Raw genomic sequence first — 21,083 nt, forward strand, 5'->3', positions numbered from 1 at the left:
CAAAGGCTGTATATTGCAGCATTCAACCCATTCAAAAAAATACTTATACACATGAACAGAAAAATTTTTGTGGCTATTTTAGCACTGATGACTACCGGAACAGCCTTCGCACAAAAGCAATTTAAATCGTGGAATAAAAACTTGGTAATTGCCCATCGTGGAGCATTTAAGGCCCAGGGCCTTCCTGAAAACTCTATTGCTTCTTTAAATGAAGCCATCCGTATTGGGTGTTTTGGAAGTGAGTTTGATGTTCAGCTTACCGCTGATGGAGTTCCTGTGGTTAACCATAATGCTGATTTTTTAGGAAAGGATATCGCAACGAGCACCTACCAGGAGTTGGTAGAATACAAAAAATTGAGTAACGGCGAGAGTATTCCAACCTTGGAAGCGTACTTGAAAGCTGGCATGAAGCAGAAAAAGACTAAACTGATTTTGGAAGTTAAGCCTCAGAAAACCCAAGAAAGGGAAGAGGAGCTTACCAAAAAAATAATTGCCATGGTAAATGAGCTTAAGGCAGGGCCTTGGATCGAGTACATTAGCTTTAGTCATTATATCTGTAAATATTTGATTGCCAACGTACCGGGAGCAAGGGTTTCTTACTTAAATGGGGAAATTGAGCCCGCAAAATTAAAGGAGCAAGGCTTTTATGGTTTGGATTATAACCAGGGGGTGTTCAAGAAAAACCCTGATTGGATTGCACAAGCGAAAGCCGCAGGGTTAATAGTTAACGTTTGGACAGTAAATGCCGCCAAGGATATGGATTGGTTGTTGGAACAAAAAGTTGATTACATGACCACCAACGAACCAGAATTGCTGTTCACCAAAATCAAGAAATAGGGAATATCTCTTGATTTCTTTTGAAATAAAAAAGTCCCGCATTTTGCGGGACTTTTTTTGGTAAATATGATAATAATTAGATTACTTTCACATTAACGGCGTTCAAGCCTTTTCTACCGTTTTCAACATCGTACTGAACTTTATCGTTTTCACGAATTTCATCGATAAGGCCTGTTGAATGTACAAAAATTTCGGCATCTCCATTTGAAGGGATAATGAAACCGAAACCTTTGGTTACATTAAAGAATTTTACTGTTCCTTCTTGCATTATTATTTTAATTAAGTAAGTTGGCAAGGTACAGATTAAATTCGGGATAACCGCAAAATGTACCGTTAATTTTTTGTGAGTATTTTATTTATAGGTTACCCACTAGGTTGATTGTCACCTCACTAGAATGCGGAATGCCCATGGTAGTGCCCGGTTTGATATGAAGCAGGTTCTTCAAATAAACATCGGCAATGCCTTGTATCAACTTCTTTCGAGCGGCCATGTCTTCGGGCAAAACACCTTCAATTCTATTGACATGTAAGTTGCCTTTGATATCAACCACCATCGAAAAACGGTAGCGAAAAGCCTTGTAGGATTTGTTGATTTCGATCCGGTACTCGGGATACATATAGGCGTATGATTTTTTGGCCTGGGCACTGTCTGCGTAGGCAAGCTTTTCCACTTTTACATTTTTGCTGTTGGGTTCAAAAACTACCGGTTCGGTTGCCGCAAAAGCCGTATCCGGATTTGCGGGATGCCTGTAGGTGGCGGCGGATAGCTTTTTGATAAAGGCGGTATCGGCTTTGCTGGGCCTTTGTAGCTCGCCAATGGTTGTTTTCAGTACTTTCTCTATGTAGTCCCTGGTATAATAGGTACAGTTCACATCAGACACTTCTCCCTTGGAAATTACCCGGGCGTCTACCTGTAAACGTTGTAATACCAAGCTGTCCTTGGCAATCATTTTTACCCTGAAAAACTCTCTGGCAAAATTGTACACTCTGCCATGATCAAATTGTAGGTAAAAGGCTTCCATTCCCCTTTTTTCGGGGCTGTAGGCCAGCATGGTGTCCGGCGCTTTGTATTCTAAAATCCAGGTAGGAACCAGCATAAAGCCATCTTTATTGAAAGAAAGGCCATTGCTAAACCTTCGTTTTACTTCATAAAAACGAACACCATCCACATCTCTAAAAGTAAGGCTTTCTGCGGAAGCGGAGCTGTTTTTTTCTGTGGTCTTCTTTTCGGGTTTACTGTTGCAGGCGTATAGGGCAAGGGAAAGTAAAGCGGCAATAAAAAAGGATTGTTTAAAGCTCATTTGCAAATAAAGGGAATAAATAGCGGCACAAAGTTATGGTTTGGCTTTGATATAAATAACGTTGGCAACTTTTCTTTCGCCTTCATGATCCCATTTTTTGTTGTCAGACGGATGGTTTACCACGCCATTTTCGCCATATCCTTTTACCCAGAGGGTGGTTGATCCGCCTCCGTCCAAATTGATGGCGCTGCTGCAACCCAACCACTTCATGATTTTGGCGAGCTCAAAAAGGCTCATGCCGGCCGAATTTTGCTGCCTGCCATCAACGGTGAGCATTAGTACCGTACCATTGGGTTTAATGCCCAAAGCTGTACGTGGATGGCGCAGTTTGTTGAACGGAACCGAATCTAGCTTCTCTTGCTCGTGGTTGAGGATCAGGAGCGGCCCGCTGAGCATGATATTTTTGTCGGTGAGATTATTTTCCCAAGTGTTTGTGCTGTCCCACTTTTTGATGTGGAGCAAATGGTTGTTGATTACAATGGCGGCACGTTGGTGCAGGGCACGGACCTTGTTTTTTTCTTCTCTGTTTTGATTGATGATGGTATCGTTTACTTTCAGAAAATCAACTGAGCCACCATTTTTGATATCGAAAAAAGTGCCGTTTATTACAGCGATGGCTTGATATTTTTGTGCAAATGCAGAGGTTTTGATCAGTTCTTTTTTATCATGGCCAATAAAAAAACCAGGAGCTTTTTTGTGGTTTTTAATTTCTACAAAGCTGATGTACTGATTGGCCGCAAATAAACTGCTGTCTGCAAATTGATGGGTGAAAAGTTTGGTTTTCCTTGCAACGGAAGTTTTTTGCCATTTGGCTTTTGAAAAGTTAAGCGAATCCGCATTTTGGGCATAAACGTGGCACGAAATGAGCGTTAATAGGAACACACGGAAAATAGCTTTCATCTTTGGGTTTATATGCGTTTTTTAAGTTTTAATAATTTGATCATAAAGGATTTGTCCCTCCAAATTTCAATAATTACACTATAGCCATTTTTGGCCTTAAGGATATTGCCAACTTCCCCCATTGGATAGTCATCTATCTTTTTAAAGTTGATGGTCAAAATTTCATCGCCCTCTTTTAAGCCTATTTGCTCGGCAGGCGAGTCGGGTTCAATCGCGGAAATTATGGTTCGCGACGGAGGACCACTTTCAGTATAGAGCTCAATACCGGCCATGTCATGTTCAAAAGGATGGTTAAACCGCTCATTTTTTTTTAGGTACATGCACAAATTTCGGTAATCGTAGGTGATATTGAACCTTCCAAGGATTTCGGCGCCCAAATTGGCATTTCTTTCCTGTTTTGCAACAGAGTCAATTCGATATTCCGGATAATTGGCCAATACGTCGTTTAAAACGAAACTGCCTAATTTCAAATGCTCAATTCTCCCCATTCTGCCATTTATGGGGCCGGTCAATCCATTCCCCAAATTGGCCTGTATCGTGAACTTTGGTAGCGGAAATGGCTTTAAGGCCAACGATTCTAGGGAAATAGGATGGCTGGCCCCGCAATCAACCAAAGTTCTTATCGTTCTTGTGCCCAAACCTGCCTGAACGATATCCAGTTTCACGTAGGGCTTGTTTTCAAAAAGCTCTATGGGGATTTTTTCCCCCTTGGGCTTGGTTTTTTTTTCGGGAGAGGTAAACCTCAAAGATTTATAGCTATAGTTAATCTTTACCACAAAACTGTTGAAAAAGTTAAAGCCAATTAGCCCGTATATTTTTTTGCCTACATGGCCGCTTAAGGACAACACGTCGTTTTTAAGGAAAACCGTCGGAATGTTTTCTCCTTCTGCTTCGCCTATAGTTACATTGGTAGCACCCAAAAAAGCGTCTACACCATCAAAATTTCCATAACCGCCAATTTTAACGTTGCGTACGTATGGCACTTTTAAACTTTCTTTTAAAGTAGAATCGGTAACCAGCATGGGATTTACACCAGTATCCAAAACAAAATCAAAAGGACCTTTTCCGTTAATATAAATTGGAATAATAATAAGATTTTTGATGAGACTGAAACTGATGGTCTGTTGTTTTCGGTCGGTGGTAAATTTAAATTCTTGCCCATTAACTCTCCAGGGACTTAAAAAGAGGCATAACGATACCAAAAAAGCACTTAAAAAGTGGAAATGTATTTTTGGTTTGCCATGGTTCATGAAACTAAATTAATAAATTAGTGTACACTTGTATAAATTTTAAAAGTAAAATCAACCAAACTATTGCTGTTGCGGTAGTGTGCAGGTTGCAAATTTCTTATGGATAAAATCAAACTAAAAAGCGTAATAATTAATGGGCTGCTTGTTGTTGTTTCTTTAGTTTACTCATGTAAACCCAATCAAATAATCTCCAAAAAGGTTTCAAAGGAGATCAAAAACTCCCAAATGCTGGGTAAATATCAAGTTGGATTTGCTTTGTATGATCCCGCCACAAAGGAGATGGTTTTGGAAAAAGATGCCGACAAGTATTTTACGCCCGCCTCTAATACCAAGCTATTTACCTTTTATGCCGGGCTAAAAATCACCCCCGATTCTATCCCCTCATTAAGATATGTGGAACGTGGCGATTCGCTCATCTTTTGGGGAACCGGTGATCCTTCGCTGTTGCATACCGTGGTGAAAGGCACAAAAGCAATTCAATTACTAAAAAACACCCATAAAAAGTTGTTTTTCGCCGCAGGACGATATACCGGGAATTTTTTTGGAAACGGCTGGAGCTGGGATGATTACAACGATTACTACCAGCCAGAAATTACCGAACTTCCCTTGTTTGACAATGTGGTGCTGATTACTTCAAAACAGGCAGGAGAAATGAAGGTTTCGCCCGCCATTTTTAATGCTTGCTTTGTGATTGACAGTAGCAGCAAGGCGACAAGATTTGAGGTTAAGCGAGAGTTCCTAAGCAATAAATTTCATTTTCCGCCAGTAAAAATTTCTGCAAGTTACGAGCAGCAAATACCCTTTAAAACGGGAACCAATATCACTTTGGCCCTGCTTGCAGATACGCTGAAAAAGGAGGTCCAGGTAATTAGCGAAACCCTTCCTGCCAACGCAAAAACGGTTTATAGCGCCAAGAGCGACGATGTTTTTAGGCAACTGATGCTGCCTTCCGACAATTTTGTGGCGGAGCAACTATTGCTTACCTATGCCGATCAGCTGGGGATAGAAATGAATGCTTCCAAGGTAATTGCTTTAGTTAAGGAACGATACCTCAAAGACCTGCCCGATCAGCCCAAATGGGTAGACGGCTCTGGACTATCAAGGGGCAATTTGTTTACACCAAGATCTATCATCAAACTTTTGGATATGATTTACCATGAAGTGAACAACCAACAAAGGCTTTTCAGCATGCTGCCGGCCGGAGGCAAAAGCGGAACATTGAGAAACGCTTACGCCAAAACCGATACGCCGTTTGTGTACGGCAAAACAGGCACGCTCTCTGGAGTACATAATCAAAGCGGATATCTGATTACCAAAAAAGGCAAGTTGTTGTATTATTCTTTTATGAACAACAATTACGTGCAACCAACCGCCGAGGTAAGAAAAGAAATGGTTAGGATTATGACATTTGTACATGATCGCTTTTAAAAAAGATTTTTTAGCTTTGAGTATGAGTTGCTTAGGATCCTTTATACTGCTAAGCGCCAAATTACAAGCCATGGAAACACGATTATTTTGATTTAATAAATGGTTTTGGCGGATAGCCTGATGAGCCAATATCAAAGTAACAAACTATAAACCGAGCCGAAACGATTGATGAATTTTAAGCAACCATTTAACCAACTAGACCAAAAGTTATCTGCAACAATTGCCGTTAACGAAAGCAAGTACCTTTATTTTGGCGGAACAGCCTATCTGGGGATTCCCCAAAATCAGGAATTTATCAAACGATACATGGAGGGCATATCGCGTTATGGCCTTAACAACGGAACAAGCAGGGGCAACAACGTACAATTGGGGATATATGATGAAGCCGAAGCGTTTGCTGCGCAAAAATTTGGCGCTCAAGCAGCCCTGATCAGCTCCAGCGGATATTTGGCCGCAAAGCTGGTCGTGCAACACTATGCCGCTTTTGGCAACATCAGGTATGCGCCCAACAGCCACCCCGCTATTTGGTTGCATGGAGATCCCGAAAACAGGCTGGAATTTGAAGATTGGAGCAGGCAAATAGTTGAGGAAATCAATTCCAGCAAAGCTGAAAAATGGGTTTTATTGAGCAATTCGATGAACAATCTTTACCCAGAAATTTATGATTTCAGTTTTATATCGAACATCAATCCAGATAAAAAAATTGTTTTAATCATCGACGATTCGCACGGTATCGGCATCCTTAATGCGGGAACCGGAGTGTTTACAGGTGTTCCCAAACTTGGGCACGTTGAGCTGGTTGTTGTGGCATCAATGGCCAAGGCGCTCGGACTAGATGCCGGCGTGGTTTTGGGCTCAAAACAAGCCATTCAGGAACTCAAACAAAGCGATGAATTTTATGGCGCTTCACCGCCAGCAGCGGCGGGTCTATACGCATTGATCAGGGCAGATGAGATTTACCAAAAAGCCTATGAAAAACTTCAGCATAACGTAAAAAAATTTGCTGAACTATTGCCTAATCAATCCTTATGGCACTTTGTGGATAAATTTCCGGTATTTTTATGTAAACAGGACCATGTAGAACGGCAATTGTTGGAAGAAAAAATTTTAATTTCGTCTTTCCCATATCCTGATAAGAACGGAAAAATTTTAAATCGGATTGTACTGTCGAGCTGGCATAATGATCCCGATATTTTAAAATTGATTTCGGCTTTGTAAACACAGGCGTAAGGATTAGGGCTTTAAATTAATTGGAAATGAAGAAATTGATATTTGCATTTGTTTTGTTGTTTGGGTTGCAGCAAATGGCCCATGCTCAAAAAACACTGAAAGTTTGGATTGTTAGGCACGCCGAAAAAGACACTTCAGATCCTAAGGATAAAGACCCCGAACTGTCTGATGCAGGGGCTCAGCGTGCAGAGGCACTAAAAAAAGTGCTAAAAAGCCAACGGTTGGATACGATTTATTCTACCGATTACAAACGAACCAAACTGACCGGTTTTCCTTTGGCAGATATTACGGGCATCAGTATTCAAACCTATGACCCGGCTAAAGGAGCGCAATTGGTTAAATCGCTAAAAGCTAACGCCGCAGGCAAAAAAATATTGATTGTGGGACATTCTAATACGGTTTTGGAACTGATAGAAGCTTTTGGAGCAAAACGCCCCGTGCCTTCTATCGCAGATGACGAGTACGACTATCTGTTTTCTTTAACCATTAAGGGAGATAAGGCGGAAGTAAAAACCGAAAAGTACGGCGCAAAAAGCAAGCAAGAGCAGCTATAGTTTTTCGAAAGGGATATCCATTAGGTCATAATCCTGCCAGCCAAGGAAATCGAAGTGCCACCACTCGTTGTAAATTACCTTAAAGCCATGGGCTTGCATGGTGTTGATCAAGAAATCGCGGTTTTTGATGATAGGAGCAGGCAGCTCATTGTAATGAGGAGCTGCGGCGGGCTCAAAGCTATCATAAGGAGTTGGCATGGGAACATCCTTGCCCGTTTTTAAATCAATAATGCTCAAATCCACGGCACAACCCCTATTATGTTTGGAGCCTTTGGCTGGATTGGCCACAAAATTTTTGTCGCTAGCTTTTTCGTAAAACGATACCGTTACGGCATAAGGGCGATAACCGTCGTATATTTTAAGTCCGTAGCCCTTTTTCTTTAGCTCGATCTGGATCAGCTTTAGTTTTTCAACCACCGGCCTGCGTGCAAAAGCCCGGGCCTGTTTGTACATGGTTTGGCCCATGAAGTTGTTTTTGGTTGCATAGCGAATATCCAGAACTACATCGGGAATGGCTTTTTTAATCTCAACCAGCTCCAAATTAGGGTTTTTGGCCACCTGGGCCTGGTAGGTTTTAAAATCACTGATGATTTTGAGGCCATATTTATTTTGGCCGTTTTTTTGCGCACAGGCACTTAAACTAAGGCTAAGGAAAAGGACAAATAGCAGATTTTTTTTCATGGCCTATTGATTGGAAAGTACCAATAATTCTAAATCTTTATAAGGCAGGTTATACATGGTTGCCAAATCTTTATTGGTTAAATGCCCTTGGTAACAATATAGGCCCTCTCTAATTCCTGGTTTGCTCCAAACCATGTTCATTAGTCCGCCCATATCGCCAATATCCACCAAAATAGGGGCAAAGATGTTCGTTAAGGCGTATGAAGCGGTACGCGGCACCCTTGAGGCAATATTTGGCACGCAGTAATGGATTACATCATGCTTCACAAAAATAGGATCTTTATGGTTGGTCACTTCTGAGGTTTCAAAACAACCGCCCTGGTCAATGCTCACATCAACAACCACCGAGTGTGGTTTCATTTTGGCTACAGTTTCTTCCATTACTACACAGGGGCTTCGGCCGTGGTCAGATCTGATGGCCCCAATCACTACATCGCAGGTGGTAATGGCTTTAGCCAATACAATGGGCTGCATTACCGAGGTAAAAACCCTACTTCCCAGATTATTCTGTAGCCTTCTCAGCTTAAATATCGAACTGTCAAAAACCTTTACTTCGGCGCCCAGGGAAAGGGCTGTTCGGGCTGCGTACTCGCCTACGGTACCTGCTCCTAAAATTACAATTTCGGTAGGGGGCACGCCCGTAAACCCTCCTAGCATCAAGCCTTTTCCGCCAAAGGCGCTGCTTAAGTACTCGGCTGCAATAAAAATAGAGGTTGCCCCAACAATTTCGCTCATGGCCCGTACCACGGTAAGTACATTCCCCTCATCGCGGATGTTCTCAAAACAGAGGGCATTAATTTTCTTGTTCAGCAAACCTTTAAGCACCTCGGCTTTTAGGGTGCCAATTTGCAGGGCCGAAATCAGGGTTTGGCCTTTGTGCATTAGGCCAATTTCCTCTAGTGTTGGCGGGGCAATTTTAACGATAATATCTGCCGCCCAAACATCTTTTTTGTTGAAAGAAATTTGAGCGCCCTGCTCGCTGTAATCTTTGTCGCTGAAATTTGCGCCATCTCCCGCACCGGCTTCTAAAACAACCTTGTGGCCATTATTTACCAAAAGCGCAACGGATAGCGGAGTTAAGGCAATCCTACACTCCTGGTAGGATTTTTCTTTTGGAATGCCAATAAACAAACTGTTGCTTTTCTTTCCGGTTTCTAGCATTGCTTCTTGGGTTTGCAATAACCCTCTTTGAGCAATGGCCGCCATTTCGTCGCGAAGTCCTGTAGCCATTATTTATGGTGTGGTTTTGAGCATTGAAGATACAAAAAGTTATTGACAGTAACATCTTTATTCAACATTTGCCTGGTGGGCTTATTCCCTTCCTTTGGTCGTCTCAACCAATTATGTATCATAAAAAATAGTTGTTTTACTGAAGCTGTTTTAAAAATAAATATTTTGTAGGCAGTGTTTTGCGGAACAGCACAACTTACTTGATAGCCAAAGGGGGACCTGTGTGTGTTTCCTTTCGATGCTTACTACCGAAGTGAAAGGATAATTATGATTAAAACCGAAAAAGAGGAACTATTCTACCACTTTTGAAAATTCAAATAACCGTTGTTCATGGTCGGTAACCGTTATTTGAACTTTAATATATTCTTCGGGAAGTAACGCGTCTACTTTCGACGGCCATTCTATCAAACAATAGCTGTCGCTATAAAAATATTCCTCGTAGCCAATGTCGTAAGCCTCTTGCAGGTTTTTAAGCCTGTAAAAATCAAAATGGTACACCGGCCCTTGATTACTTTCATATTCGTTAACAATAGAAAAAGTAGGGCTGCTCACCACATCGCTAACGCCCAAAGCTTCACAAAAAGCTTTAATAAAGGTGGTTTTTCCCGCGGCCATTTCTCCTTCAAAAACGAAAAATTTTTGACCGTTGGCATAATTAACAAGCGCTTGGGCTACTTTGGGTAGTTCGCCGGGAGTATTAATGGTTAGCTGCATTTATCTGGCACTATAAGTTACAATGGGGATAATCATTTCTTCCATCGAAATACCGCCATGTTGGAAAGTTTCGTTATAATAATTCACAAACTGGTTGTAATTGTTCTGGTAAACAAAGTATTGGTCTTCTTTGGCAAAGATATAATTAGAGCTGATATTTATTTTGGGTAATTTGGCCTCATGCGGGTTTTTAATCAAAAATACTTCCTTAGGGTTATAATTTAGGTTTTTACCCTGTTTGTAGCGCAAATTGGTGTTGGTGCTTCTGTCGCCAATTACCTTGCTCGGTGTTTTTACGCGGATGGTGCCGTGGTCAGTGGTGATCACTAATTTAACCCTTTTTTGCGAAAGTTTCTTGATCAGGTCCAGTAAGGGCGAGTGTTCAAACCACGATAGGGTTAACGATCTGTAGGCCGCATCGTCATTGGCAAGTTCCCTAATCATCTGCATATCGGTTCGGGCATGGGAAAGCATATCCACAAAATTGAAAACAATCGCATTAAAGTCGTTATGCATCAAATTGTTCACCTGATCTACAAGATCTTTTCCTTGGTCAAAAGTAAGTATTTTGTGATAGCTAAATTTACAGTCCTTCCTTAACGAGCGTTTAATCTGATCCTCTAAAAACGTTTCTTCGTGTAGGTTTTTACCGCCCTCATCATCGTCATTTTGCCATAAGGAAGGAAATCTTTTTTCCATATCCAAGGGGGTAAGCCCCGAGAAGATGGCATTTCTGGCATATTGCGTTGCCGTAGGTAAAATACTAGAATAAGTATCTTCTTCCTCTAAACGGAAATACTCGCTGATTAATGGGTTGATGATTTTCCACTGGTCATATCTTAAATTATCGATTAAGATAAAAAACACGGGACTGGTATTGTTGATTAGCGGAAATACCTTTTTCTTCAATAATTCATGTGAGAACAAAGGCGCATCGGCGCTGCCGTTAATCCAGTCCAGGTAGTGGTTTTCTACAAATTTAGAGAATTGCATGTTGGCCTCTGCCTTTTGCATGGTTAATATTTCGTGCATTTGGGGGTCATCCAATTTCTCCAGTTCCAGTTCCCAAAAAACCAGTTTTTTGTACACATCCACCCACTCATCGTAGCTTAATTTATCATTCAGGGTCATCCCCAGTCGCCTAAAATCTTGCTGATATGCGGAAGATGTTTTGGCACTTACCAACCTTTTATTGTCAATCAATTTCTTAATGGTCAGCAGTACCTGCTTGGGATTTACGGGCTTGATCAGGTAGTCGTCTATTTTTGAACCGATGGCATCTTCCATCAAATTCTCCTCTTCACTTTTGGTAATCAGCACCACGGGCACATCAGACCGAATGTTTTTAATGGCCGAAAGCGTTTCTAATCCTGTAAGGCCAGGCATATTCTCATCCAAAAAAACCAAGTCAAAATGTTCTTTTGCAAATGCTTCTAACGCATCGTTGCCGTTGGTGAAAGTGCTCACGGCGTAGCCTTTTTCGTTCAGCAACAAAATATGCGGTTTCAGTAGGTTAATTTCGTCATCTGCCCATAATATCTTGGTTTCCTGCATGTTGTATCCTTTTTTTGTAAATTAAAAGATTAAAAAGCGTTAGGCTTTTTTACTGTCGATAAAAATAGCAATTTTTGTACCGCAATAAATAAAGTTGGCAGTTTTTAGTTTGCGGTTGACAACGTTCCAACCTCCTAACTTTTTCAACGTTCCAACAAATTAAAGAATGAATAAAAAGAAAATCATCAACGACCCCGTTTACGGTTTCATTACCATACCCTCGGAACTTGTTTTTGACCTCATTTCGCATCCCTACTTTCAGCGCTTAAGGTATATTAAGCAGTTGGCCATGACGCATATTGTTTATCCAGGGGCATTGAACACCAGATTTCACCATGCCCTAGGAGCGATGCACCTGATGAGCCTGGCACTTGAAGTGCTCAAAAGTAAGGGACATGACATTAGCCCCGACGAAGAAGAGGCAGCAAACATTGCTATTTTATTGCACGATATTGGCCATGGCCCTTTTTCGCACGCCTTAGAGCACACTTTGGCCCAGGGAATTAAGCACGAAGACATCTCGTTGTTGATGATGAACAAGCTGAATGAACAATTTGGCGGACGGTTAAATAAGGCCATCAGCATATTTAAAGGGCAATACCCACGGAAATTTTTCTGCCAGCTCATTTCCGGGCAGGTTGATCTTGACCGGATGGATTATCTTAACCGCGACAGTTTTTACACCGGGGTAAGCGAGGGAGTAATTAGTTTTGACCGCATCATCAAAATGTTTAATGTGGTTGATGACCAATTGGTGGTAGAGGAGAAAGGAATTTATTCCGTAGAAAAATTTTTGATAGCCCGAAGATTGATGTACTGGCAGGTGTATCTCCATAAAACCGTAATTGCCGGAGAACAGCTTCTGGTGAAGATTTTGGAAAGGGCCAAAGCGCTTACCTCAAGGGGGCAGGTACTTTTTGCTACGCCCGCACTTCAGCATTTCCTTCAGAATGATGTTAGCAGCGCTAATTTTTTTGAGGAAGACCTCCATTTGGCACAATTTGCGAAACTGGATGATCAGGATATTTATGCCTCTATCAAGGTTTGGGCCGATAATGACGATCACATCCTGGCCAAGTTATGCAGAATGCTTAGCGCCCGCCAGCTTTACAAGGTTGAAATTAGCAACGAACCGCCAGATCCGGAAAGAGTAGAAAAATTAGCGCTTAGAACCGCCCAGGCTTTGGATGTAGGAGAAGATGATCTTTCATACTTTGTTTTTACAGATACTATTACCAATAGGGCTTATAACGCCGAGAGCAGCAATATTAACATTTTAATGAAAAATGGGACACTGTCTGATATCGCAAAAGCCTCAGATTTGTCTAATTTAGAATCATTGGATAGAACGGTTAAAAAATATATACTGTGCTACGTAAGAGATATTTAGCTTTTTTTAACAAAATAACGAGCTAATTTTCTCGTTATTTGAACTCATCAATATTGAAGCGTGACAATTTGTTCATATCAATTTAACATTTAACTTTGTAGGATGCAATTTACTGCCAAGCAGATAGGCGAATTTTTAAATGGAACCATAGAAGGCGATGAAAACGCTCAAGTGAGTACGCTTTCTAAAATAGAGGATGGCGCTGCTGGCTCCCTTTGCTTTTTATCCAACCCCAAATACGAGAATTATCTCTATAAAACAGAAGCATCTGTGGTCATTGTTTCCCAAGACTTTGTGCCGGTGCAACCCGTAAAAAGTACCTTGGTTAAGGTAAAAGACCCTTACAGCGCTTTTTCCGTTTTGTTAGACAAATACAACGAAGTGGTTAACATGAGCCAGGATGAGGTTGGGATACACAATTCATCCTATGTCCATCCCTCGGCAAAAATTGGCCAAAATGTATACGTGGGGCCGTTTTGTTGTATTGATAGCAATGTAGAGATTGGAGACAATACCAAAATATATGCTCAAACCTACATCGGCGCCGATACTAAGGTGGGCACTGATGGGATCATTTTTCCGGGGGTTAAGCTTTATAAGCACACCGTGGTAGGCAATAGGGTAATTATCCATGCAAATGCAGTGGTAGGAAGCGATGGCTTTGGCTTTGCGCCTCAAGCTGATGGCTCCTATAATAAAATAGCCCAAATAGGAAATGTGGTGATAGAAGATGATGTAGAAATTGGTGCAAATACAACTATCGACCGGGCAACAATGGGATCTACCTACGTACGCAAGGGCGTTAAGCTAGATAACCTGATCCAAATTGCGCACAACGTTGAGGTAGGCGCAAACTCGGTAGTGGCGGCGCAGAGCGGAATTTCCGGCAGCACCAAATTGGGAGAAAACTCAGTAATTGGTGGGCAGGTTGGCATTGCTGGACACCTTAATTTGGGCAAAAGAACCCAAGTGGGTGCGCAGGCAGGGATAAATTTTGATACCGAAGAAAACAAGCAATGGCATGGAAGTCCGGCCCAACCTTTAAAGGAATGGATGCGCTCAACCGTGATATTTAAAAAACTGCCAGAAGTTGACAAAAGAGTAAGAGAACTAGAAGCTAAGATAGCAGATCTTACTGCTATCATTGAGAAATTGACAACAACACAAACAGGATAATGAACGTTAAGCAAAGAACTATTAAAGGCGAAATCTCGGTTAAAGGCGTTGGACTTCATACCGGAGCAAATGTAACCTTGACTTTTTGCCCGGCACCAGAAAACCACGGTTTTAAATTTCAGCGTGTGGATTTGCCCGGAGAACCAGTTATTGATGCAGACTGTGATAATGTAACCGACACAGCCAGAGGAACCACCATTTCGCAAAACGGCGCTAGCGTTAGTACCGTAGAGCACGTTATGGCTTCCCTGGTGGGAATGGACCTGGATAACGTTCTGATCAAAGTTAATGGCCCCGAAACACCCATTATGGATGGGAGCTCCATCAAATTTATTGAGGTATTAGAGGAGGTTGGGGTTGCGTTGCAAAATGCAGATAGAGAGTACTATACCATTCCACATAACATCACCTATGCTGAACCAGAGCGGAGTGTAGAAATTGTAGCGATGCCGTTGGACGACTACCGCTTTACCTGCATGATTGACTACAACTCCCCAGTGTTGGGCAGCCAGCACGCCGGGATCACCAGTATTGGAGAGTTCAAAAAAGAAATCGCTTCTTGCCGTACTTTTTGTTTCCTGCATGAATTAGAATACCAGTTACAACACAATCTTATTAAGGGCGGCGATTTAAACAATGCCATCGTTATTGTAGATAAGGAAGTTACCCAAGACGAATTGAGGCACCTGGCAAAAATATTCAATAGAGAAGAAATTGACGTTGCGCCACAAGGTATTTTGAACAATATGGAGCTTCGCTATCAAAATGAACCAGCCCGCCATAAGCTACTGGATATGATTGGTGATCTGGCTTTGGTAGGCGTGCACCTGAAAGGCCATATCATGGCTGCAAGACCAGGCCATGCCGCTAATGTGGCATTTGCCAAGAAAATTAAAGCCGCAATTAAAAAAGATAAAGGTAAAAAGAAAACAACCGCATACGATGTAAACGCTAAACCGCTTTTTGATGTGGTGGATATCATGAAGATTTTACCACACAGACAGCCGTTTTTGTTTCTAGACAAAGTGATGGAGCTTTCGAAAACCCACGTGGTGGGCGTTAAAAACGTGACCATGAACGAAGAGTTTTTCAAAGGCCATTTTCCTGGCGCTCCGGTATTCCCCGGAGTATTGCAGGTAGAAGCCATGGCTCAAACCGGCGGAATTTTGGTGTTAAGTACCGTTCCTGACCCTGAAAACTACCTTACCTACTTCCTTAAAATCGACAATGTTCGCTTTAGGTCACAGGTAACCCCAGGAGACACCATCGTTTTCAGGTGTGATCTGGTAGAGCCTATCCGTAGGGGAATTGCACAAATGAAAGGAGTGGGAATGGTTGGTGATAGAATAGCCGTGGAAGCCGAAATGATGGCGCAAATAGTTAAAGTAAAAGATAGCGAAACCGCAAAATGATACAACCCCTAGCATATATACATCCGCAGGCAAAAATTGCCGACAACGTAGTCGTAGAACCTTTCGCAGTGATACATAAGGATGTAGAGATTGGAGAAGGCACTTGGATTGGATCCAACGTCGTGATTATGGATGGCGCCCGAATTGGCAAAAATTGCCGTATTTTTCCAGGCTCGGTCATTTCCGGAATTCCTCAGGACTTAAAATTTGCGGGAGAAATTACCACCGCCGAAATTGGCGACAACACCACGATTAGGGAATGCGTAACCATTAACAGGGGCACCAAAGATAAATGGCGTACCGTAGTGGGCAGCAACTGCTTGATACAGGCCTACTCACACATCGCCCATGATTGCTACGTAGGAAATAACTGTATATTTTCAAACAGCACCACCCTTGCAGGGCATATTACCATTGGCGATTATGTGGTTTTGGCAGGCCTGGTGGCTATCCATCAGTTTGTTAAAGTAGGCTCGCATGCTTTTGTTACCGGAGGTTCTTTGGTACGTAAAGATGTTCCACCTTATGTAAAAGCTGCCCGTGAACCACTTTCCTATGTGGGAATCAACTCCGTAGGGCTGCGCCGCAGAGGATTTTCTTCAGAGCAGATCAATGAAATCCAAGAGATTTATCGTGTACTTTTTGTGAAAAACAACAACGTAACCAAAGCATTGGACATGATTGAGGCAGAATTTCAACCTACTGAAATTCGTGACGAGATCGTTGATTTCATCCGCAACTCTAACCGCGGCGTAATGAGGGGTTTCGGCTCAGGAAACTAATAGGCATGCGTATTACCCTTGAGCATTTAGGTAGGAGGTTTAATAAAGAGTGGATCTTTAGAGAAATCAGCTATACTTTTGCCCAGGGACAGCGATATGCCATCTTGGGCCCAAACGGCTCAGGAAAATCTACCTTATTGAGCGTTCTTTTGGGAAGCCTGACCCCTTCAGAGGGCAAAATCACCTATGCCGAAGACCAGGAAATCCTCCCGGAGCATATTTTTAGTCATATCAGCCTGGCAGCGCCTTACCTGGATTTAGTGGAGGAATTTACCTTACAGGAGACGATAGACTTTCACTTTAAGTTTAAAAACTATCAAAAGGGATTTGATGCAGCCGCAGTACTCGAAATACTCGCTCTAAGCAAAGCGCAAGATAAACCTTTGAAATATTTTTCCTCTGGGATGAAGCAAAGAACAAAATTGGCCTTGGCGGTATGTGCAGATACACCTATTTTGGTGCTGGATGAACCCACCTCTAATTTAGATGCCCAGGGAACCGATTGGTATTTAGGCCTGATCGAGAAATGGACCAAGAACAGAATGGTTTTGGTAGGCTCTAACCAAGCTTATGAGTACGAATTTTGTAAGCATCAGCTCAATATTTTAGATTATAAAAAGTAAAATTAATATGATAAAAGTGCGCAAAACTGGCTATAAACGACTTAAAAGCACTTTAAAAAAATATTTTAAAATCACTATTGTTTAATTAAAAAATAGTCTATACCTTTGCGGCACGAAATGAGGCCTAAAAGATAGGCGTAAATTTCAAAAGAAAATGGCAAAAGCATCTGATATTAAAAATGGAAATATTCTTCGCTTCAACGGAGATTTGGTACAGGTAGAAGAGTTTATTCACCGTACGCCAGGAAATTTAAGAGCTTTCTATCAGGCAAAAATGCGTAACGTAAAAACTGGTAAACTGGTTGAGTACCGTTTCCGCGTTGATGAAGAGGTAGAAATTTGCCGTGTAGAAACCAACGATTATCAATATTTGTACGAAGATGGTACTTTCTTGGTAATTATGGACAACACTACATACGAACAATATAACGTACCTAAGTTTTTATTTGGCGAAGGTGTTAAGTTCTTAAAAGAAGGAATGAACGTAATTGTAGCTTTCGAAAGCGAAGAACCAATTATGGCTCAATTGCCTCAAAACGTAGAGTTGGAAATTACCTACACTGAGCCTGCAGTAAAAGGCAATACTTCAACTAACGCACAAAAGTATGCAACGGTTGAAACTGGAGTTGAAATACGTGTACCAATGTTCATTAACCAAGGCGATAAAGTTAAGGTTGATACCAGAACAGGGGATTACATCGAAAGAGTAAAATAAATTTTCATAGTTTAGTTTTAGGTTTAGGTTGATTGTGGCTTCGGAGTGGTTCCCGAAGCCATCTTTTTTTTATACCTTAGCCATCAACGTTAACCCGTCATTGCGAGGCTCGAAGCAATCTTTCAGCTATTCACGATAAACTTCTTGCTTCCAAACTTGGATTGAAAAATTAATCGATATTAAACACCACAATGCTTAAAGCTGTCATTAGAAAACAGAACTTAAAACGGCGAGCCGAACTTACGGACGAGGATTTTTTGGTGTTGAACCAACTACTTTTGGCGCAATTTAAAACACTCGATTTTTCTGGCATTAACAGCATCCATGTCTTCTTGCCCATTGTGGAAAAGCGGGAACCTGATACGTTTCTTTTGATTGACTGGTTGCAGGAAAATCATCCAAAAATGAGCATTGTCGTCTCTCGGTCTAACTTTAATGACCATTCGATGAGCCATCACCCCTATCAAAAAGAGGATTTAAAAGCAAATCACTATCATATTCCCGAGCCACAAACCACCGAGGTTTTCAAAGGCGAAATAGACATGGTATTGGTGCCATTGCTGGCCTTTGACCAAAGAGGTTACCGCGTAGGTTACGGAAAAGGGTTTTACGATCGCTTTCTGTCGGAAATTAAAACCAAAAAAGTAGGCATTTCGCTATTTGGTATGCTGCCTGAGGAAATCTCAGATGTACATCAGGACGACATCACGTTAGACATTTGCATTACGCCAAAACAGATTTACCATTGGTAGGGCCTATTGTCTTTGCGTCCTTTGCGGGTCTTCTTATTCCTTTGCGGTAAAACCCCCAATACGGCGGATTAGCTTGAAATAACGAAGCTTTAAATCTTTTTTATACCTTTGAGTTCATTTCTCAACTTTGTTATGGAAAAGGATCTTAGAATAACGACCGCAAAGCAATACGAAGAAACGATGATTGCTATTTTTGAAATGCAGGAGCAGGAAGAGCCTTTGACCAAATCGCAACTGGCGGAGATGGAAATTATGATGAAGGCTGCCCAGCGTTACGAGGACGAAGAGCTTTAATGAAATCACTGATCAAGTAGGCCATGGCTTTGCCTGTGGTTGCTTCACTTCTGCCGTCTTTTAATTGCACTGCACCTTCGCAGAGATGTAAGTAGCAAAATTCTTTTCGGGCGGTTAATATCAAATTACGGACTTCATTTAGGGAAAAACCCGTAGGGGTGGCTGCACTGGAAAGCATCCCGATGATGCTGTCCAAATCAATCTCTAGGCCCAAAGGCAATTTTACGCCATTTAAGAGTGTTTGTAGGGCTGATGCGGGTTCTTCTCCGCTGGACAGTAAATCGTCGAAATATGCGGCCTTAATGTTGCCATTTGCTGCAATAAAATCCAACTGGGATTCGCCCACATAGTTTTGATGCAAGCCAAAGATCCGATACTGCTCCAAAAAGCCATCCATCACTGCCGTACTAAAGCCGTTCCCGCTATGTCTGCCCTCGCCGGGGTCACGCAAATCGGTATGCGCATCAATATTGAGCACGTTTATTGCTCCTCCTTTTGCTAAAGAGGCCCCTTTAAGAATGGGATAGCAATTGTTGTGCCCTCCCCCAACCACAATAGGGGTTTTTCCCGCTAGTACAATGGTTTGAATAATGGGAAACACCAAATCATCAATTTCCTTTACTGAATTTCTTAGTACAACAACATCGGTAGAGGAATTTTCTGAAATTTCAAACTCGCCTAGTACCAAAACATCTTCGCCCCTTAGGAAAGGGTTTTGTTGCAGGTTTAAAAACGCTTTCAAAGCAGGTTTCCATGCGGTATCTGCGCCACCAATTCCATAATTAGCCCTTACGCCAATATCCTCGGGAATGCCTAAAAGCACAAATTTGGCAGAAGATCTTTTCAAAGAAACTGTAGAGATGGCCTTCCGCTCCCCAAGGCACGCTACCCTTTCGCCAAGCTTGGTTTCTCCCTTGCGGGTATTCACCAGGTTTAGAATGTCGCTTTGCGAAAATATTTTGAAACTAGTCATGGTAAATTTTCCCATTTAAAATTACCGTTTCTATTTGGCTTTGACCAAAACTATAAGGTAAATATGCCAATGAAGTCATCGGTCTGGTGATCATCAGGTTTGCTTTTTTGCCAATGGCGATACTGCCCACCTGTTCGCTCAATTCCATTGCCGCAGCACCGTTAATGGTAGCAGCATTAATGGCTTGTTCAGGAGTCATTTTTAGCTTAATGCAGCCTAAAGAAACCACAAAATTCATATTGCCAGAAGGTGTTGAGCCAGGATTATAGTCGCTTGCTAGCGCAACAATGGCATTGTGTTCAATGAGCCCCTTGGCGTTGGCAAAAGGAATATTGATGTAAAATGAGCAAGAAGGCAAAAGCGTGGCAATGGTGTTGCTTTTGCTTAATGCTGTGAGTACTTCTTCATCGGTTTCTTCCAAATGGTCAACAGAAATGGCCTGGTGCTTAACGCCCAATTGTACGGCGCCAGAAACCGAAAGTTGATTGGCGTGGATTTTAGGTTTAAGGCCATATTTTGCTGCGGCTTCTAAAATGAGGGCCGTTTCTTCTAACGAGAAGAAGCCTTTTTCGCAAAAAGCGTCGATATAATCCGCCAGGTTTTCGTGGGCTACCTGCGGAATCAACTCATTGATGATTAGATCAATATAGCCTTTGTGGTTCTCTTTAAACTCTGCTGGATAGGCATGAGCCGCCAACAAGCTTGCTTTAATGGGAATCGGAAATGCAGCCTTAAGGCGCTGAATTACACGAAGCATTTTCAGCTCGCTTTCTACCGTTAAACCATAACCACTCTTGATTTCCAAGGCGCCTGTGCCCTGTTTAATCATGTCGCTTAAACGGACGCTGGCGCTTTCAAATAGTTCATCCTCGGTAGCTTGCTGTAATTTGTTGGCCGAGTTTAGAATGCCTCCACCGGCTGCGGCAATTTCCTCGTAGGTTTTACCTGCAATTTTTAGGGCAAATTCTTCTTCGCGAGGGGCTGCAAACACAATATGCGTGTGGCTGTCGCACCAGGAAGGGAATACAAAACGACCTTTGGCATTTAGCGTTTCAAATTTTGCACCTGAAGAAGGAACGCTCTCCATTGGCCCAAAATCCTTGATTAAGCCATTCTCTAACAACAGCCAGGCGTTTTCTAGAACAGGAAGCTGGTTTAATTTGCTGCCGCGAAGAAAACTTGTTTCCTTTGGATGTACGCCAACAAGGGCTTTGATATTGGTGATTAACATTGGTTAATTGTTTGAATTGTAAAATTGGTTAATTGTTAAACAGTTTCAACGCCTAA

Annotated in this window: 22 protein-coding genes; 12 read left to right on the plus strand and 10 right to left on the minus strand. The window is 42.0% G+C overall.

The annotated features are described in order from the left end of the window. Positions 1-51: 51 nt before the first annotated feature. Entirely contained in the window at positions 52-837 is a 786-nt protein-coding gene (locus DUT71_RS02255; RefSeq protein ID WP_113660884.1) for a glycerophosphodiester phosphodiesterase, read from the plus strand. Between the two features lie 76 nt (positions 838-913). On the opposite strand, the gene DUT71_RS02260 is transcribed toward DUT71_RS02255, so the two are convergent. The 4 genes from DUT71_RS02260 to DUT71_RS02275 form a co-directional block, all read right to left on the minus strand. Further along, on the minus strand, positions 914-1,105 hold the full coding sequence (locus DUT71_RS02260; RefSeq protein WP_113647558.1) for a cold-shock protein: 192 nt from the start codon (positions 1,103-1,105) through the stop codon (positions 914-916). 88 nt (positions 1,106-1,193) lie between these two features. After that, positions 1,194-2,138, minus strand: coding sequence for a hypothetical protein (locus DUT71_RS02265; RefSeq protein WP_113660885.1), 945 nt, complete (start codon positions 2,136-2,138; stop codon positions 1,194-1,196). Between the two features lie 33 nt (positions 2,139-2,171). Further along, positions 2,172-3,038, minus strand: coding sequence for a phosphodiester glycosidase family protein (locus DUT71_RS02270; RefSeq protein WP_113660886.1), 867 nt, complete (start codon positions 3,036-3,038; stop codon positions 2,172-2,174). Positions 3,039-3,046: 8 nt separating this feature from the next. Then, positions 3,047-4,288 (minus strand): aspartyl protease family protein, encoded by a 1,242-nt coding sequence (locus DUT71_RS02275; protein WP_113660887.1) that lies wholly within the window; start codon positions 4,286-4,288, stop codon positions 3,047-3,049. A 99-nt stretch (positions 4,289-4,387) separates the two neighbouring features. On the opposite strand from DUT71_RS02275, the gene DUT71_RS02280 reads away from it, so the two are divergent. The 3 genes from DUT71_RS02280 (at position 4,388) to DUT71_RS02290 (ending at position 7,500) form a co-directional block, all read left to right on the plus strand. Then, complete coding sequence (locus tag DUT71_RS02280) at positions 4,388-5,716, plus strand: D-alanyl-D-alanine carboxypeptidase/D-alanyl-D-alanine-endopeptidase (protein WP_113660888.1); 1,329 nt, start codon at positions 4,388-4,390, stop codon at positions 5,714-5,716. Between the two features lie 168 nt (positions 5,717-5,884). After that, positions 5,885-6,934: an aminotransferase class I/II-fold pyridoxal phosphate-dependent enzyme gene (locus DUT71_RS02285; protein WP_113660889.1), complete on the plus strand. Its 1,050-nt coding sequence runs from the start codon at positions 5,885-5,887 to the stop codon at positions 6,932-6,934. Positions 6,935-6,972: 38 nt separating this feature from the next. Continuing rightward, entirely contained in the window at positions 6,973-7,500 is a 528-nt protein-coding gene (locus DUT71_RS02290) for a SixA phosphatase family protein (RefSeq protein WP_162795915.1), read from the plus strand. Here the strand turns inward: DUT71_RS02290 and DUT71_RS02295 are convergent. The 4 genes from DUT71_RS02295 to porX form a co-directional block, all read right to left on the minus strand. Then, positions 7,495-8,181, minus strand: a complete 687-nt coding sequence (locus DUT71_RS02295) for a M15 family metallopeptidase (protein ID WP_113660891.1) — start codon at positions 8,179-8,181, stop codon at positions 7,495-7,497. The genes DUT71_RS02290 and DUT71_RS02295 overlap by 6 nt on opposite strands. Positions 8,182-8,184: 3 nt before the next feature. Beyond that, a complete protein-coding gene (locus DUT71_RS02300) occupies positions 8,185-9,411 on the minus strand; it encodes an alanine dehydrogenase (RefSeq protein ID WP_113660892.1) in 1,227 nt (408 codons plus the stop codon). A gap of 291 nt (positions 9,412-9,702) precedes the next feature. Then, a complete protein-coding gene (tsaE, locus tag DUT71_RS02305; RefSeq protein ID WP_113660893.1) occupies positions 9,703-10,125 on the minus strand; it encodes a tRNA (adenosine(37)-N6)-threonylcarbamoyltransferase complex ATPase subunit type 1 TsaE in 423 nt (140 codons plus the stop codon). Continuing rightward, complete coding sequence (gene porX / locus DUT71_RS02310; protein WP_113660894.1) at positions 10,126-11,679, minus strand: T9SS response regulator signal transducer PorX; 1,554 nt, start codon at positions 11,677-11,679, stop codon at positions 10,126-10,128. A gap of 166 nt (positions 11,680-11,845) precedes the next feature. Between porX and DUT71_RS02315 the strand changes: the two genes are divergently transcribed. From DUT71_RS02315 to DUT71_RS20145, 8 genes are all read left to right on the plus strand, one after another. Continuing rightward, positions 11,846-13,069, plus strand: coding sequence for an HD domain-containing protein (locus DUT71_RS02315; RefSeq protein WP_113660895.1), 1,224 nt, complete (start codon positions 11,846-11,848; stop codon positions 13,067-13,069). 102 nt (positions 13,070-13,171) lie between these two features. After that, a complete protein-coding gene (lpxD, locus tag DUT71_RS02320) occupies positions 13,172-14,245 on the plus strand; it encodes a UDP-3-O-(3-hydroxymyristoyl)glucosamine N-acyltransferase (RefSeq protein ID WP_113660896.1) in 1,074 nt (357 codons plus the stop codon). Further along, positions 14,245-15,657 carry a bifunctional UDP-3-O-[3-hydroxymyristoyl] N-acetylglucosamine deacetylase/3-hydroxyacyl-ACP dehydratase gene (locus tag DUT71_RS02325; RefSeq protein WP_113660897.1) on the plus strand — a complete coding sequence of 471 codons (1,413 nt, stop codon included), beginning with the start codon at positions 14,245-14,247 and terminating at the stop codon, positions 15,655-15,657. Before lpxD ends, DUT71_RS02325 begins: the two co-directional genes overlap by 1 nt. After that, positions 15,654-16,439: an acyl-ACP--UDP-N-acetylglucosamine O-acyltransferase gene (lpxA, locus tag DUT71_RS02330; protein WP_113660898.1), complete on the plus strand. Its 786-nt coding sequence runs from the start codon at positions 15,654-15,656 to the stop codon at positions 16,437-16,439. The genes DUT71_RS02325 and lpxA overlap by 4 nt, the downstream gene beginning before the upstream one ends. 5 nt (positions 16,440-16,444) lie before the next feature. After that, complete coding sequence (locus DUT71_RS02335) at positions 16,445-17,062, plus strand: ABC transporter ATP-binding protein (RefSeq protein ID WP_113660899.1); 618 nt, start codon at positions 16,445-16,447, stop codon at positions 17,060-17,062. A gap of 154 nt (positions 17,063-17,216) precedes the next feature. Then, positions 17,217-17,777: an elongation factor P gene (gene efp / locus DUT71_RS02340; RefSeq protein ID WP_113660900.1), complete on the plus strand. Its 561-nt coding sequence runs from the start codon at positions 17,217-17,219 to the stop codon at positions 17,775-17,777. 191 nt (positions 17,778-17,968) lie between these two features. Next, a complete protein-coding gene (locus DUT71_RS02345) occupies positions 17,969-18,529 on the plus strand; it encodes a 5-formyltetrahydrofolate cyclo-ligase (RefSeq protein WP_113660901.1) in 561 nt (186 codons plus the stop codon). Between the two features lie 132 nt (positions 18,530-18,661). Continuing rightward, positions 18,662-18,823, plus strand: a complete 162-nt coding sequence (locus DUT71_RS20145; RefSeq protein WP_162795916.1) for a hypothetical protein — start codon at positions 18,662-18,664, stop codon at positions 18,821-18,823. Here the strand turns inward: DUT71_RS20145 and DUT71_RS02350 are convergent. Then, positions 18,780-19,796, minus strand: a complete 1,017-nt coding sequence (locus DUT71_RS02350; protein ID WP_113661092.1) for a formimidoylglutamase — start codon at positions 19,794-19,796, stop codon at positions 18,780-18,782. The two genes, DUT71_RS20145 and DUT71_RS02350, sit on opposite strands and share 44 nt — an antisense overlap. After that, positions 19,789-21,027 carry an imidazolonepropionase gene (gene hutI / locus DUT71_RS02355; RefSeq protein ID WP_113660902.1) on the minus strand — a complete coding sequence of 413 codons (1,239 nt, stop codon included), beginning with the start codon at positions 21,025-21,027 and terminating at the stop codon, positions 19,789-19,791. Before hutI ends, DUT71_RS02350 begins: the two co-directional genes overlap by 8 nt. Between the last annotated feature and the right edge of the window lie 56 nt (positions 21,028-21,083).

The organism is Pedobacter nanyangensis (assembly GCF_003313505.1).
In the GTDB taxonomy this organism is placed as follows: domain Bacteria; phylum Bacteroidota; class Bacteroidia; order Sphingobacteriales; family Sphingobacteriaceae; genus Pedobacter; species Pedobacter nanyangensis.